The 1113-nt window shown below is 60.2% G+C and carries 1 protein-coding gene; it reads right to left on the bottom strand.

Annotated features, from left to right (window positions below; translation table 11 throughout):
- Positions 1-29: 29 nt before the first annotated feature.
- Entirely contained in the window at positions 30-1058 is a 1029-nt protein-coding gene (locus ACODSV_RS36280) for an IS30 family transposase (RefSeq protein ID WP_019818564.1), read from the bottom strand.
- Positions 1059-1113 lie beyond the last annotated feature (55 nt).

Raw genomic sequence — 1113 nt, 5'->3', positions numbered from 1 at the left:
GGCGGTTGCAGAAGCTGAGTGCAACACGGTTATTGATTTGAAGCTGGAGCATGATGCCGCATAGCCATGGCTTCCTGCATCACCTCGCCCATGACTTCGATCGGGCACTTGAAATCGAAGCGTTTACGGGGGCGCATATTCAGCTCCAAGGCGATGGCATTCAATTGCTCTTGACTGTGTACCGACAAGTCAGTCCCCTTGGGCAGGTACTGGCGGATCAGGCCGTTGATGTTTTCGTTGCTACCGCGCTGCCAGGGGCTGTGCGGGTCGCAGAAGTAAATAGCGACCCCTGTCTGCTGGGTGATTTCAGCATGCCGCGCCATCTCCCGGCCCTGGTCGTAGGTCATGCTCTTGCGCATCGCCAGCGGCATGCTGTTGAGCGCTGCACTGAAGCCCTCCATCGCCGAGGTCGCCGTTGCGTCGTTCATCTTCATCAGCATCAGGTAGCCACTGGTGCGCTCCACCAACGTGCCTACCGACGAGGCGTTGGCCTTACCCTTGATCAGGTCGCCCTCCCAATGCCCCGGCATCAGCCGGTCTTCGATCTCTGGCGGGCGAACATGAATGCTGACCATCTCAGGGATCTGGCCGCGCCGATCCACGCCACCAGAGCGCGGCCGGCGCGTCGTCTTGCCTTGGCGCAGGCAGACGATCAGCTCCTTGCGCAACTCGCCGACCGGCAAGGCATAGATCGCGTTATAGATCGTCTCACGACAGACGTAGGCATCTCTGAGGTTGGGTATGGTCATGCTGCGCAGCTTGCCGGCAATCTGCTCGGGAGACAAACGCTTACGCAGCATGTGGGCCACCAGTTCGAAGCGCTCGCTGCCCGGCACAAGCTTGCGCTTGGGGCGACAAACCTGGCGCCGAATGTTCATCTGTTGCTGGGCGCAGCGGGCCGAGTAAGCACCACTACTGCCTCGATTGCGCTTCAGCTCTCGGCTGATGGTCGAGGGCGACCTGTCAATCAGGCGAGCAATGCCGCGCAGGCTGAAGCCTTGAGCTTGACTGAGTTGAATGATGGCGCGCTCTTCGACGCTGAGTTCGGAATAGGACATAGGGGCAGCACCGTACCGGAAAGGTCAGGTGTTGCACTCAGTTTTCGCGGCCGCC

It is taken from the genome of Pseudomonas sp. FG86, assembly GCF_057808775.1.
Note: the sequence above shows the minus strand (reverse complement) of the source record. Positions and strands in the feature narration are given on the sequence as shown.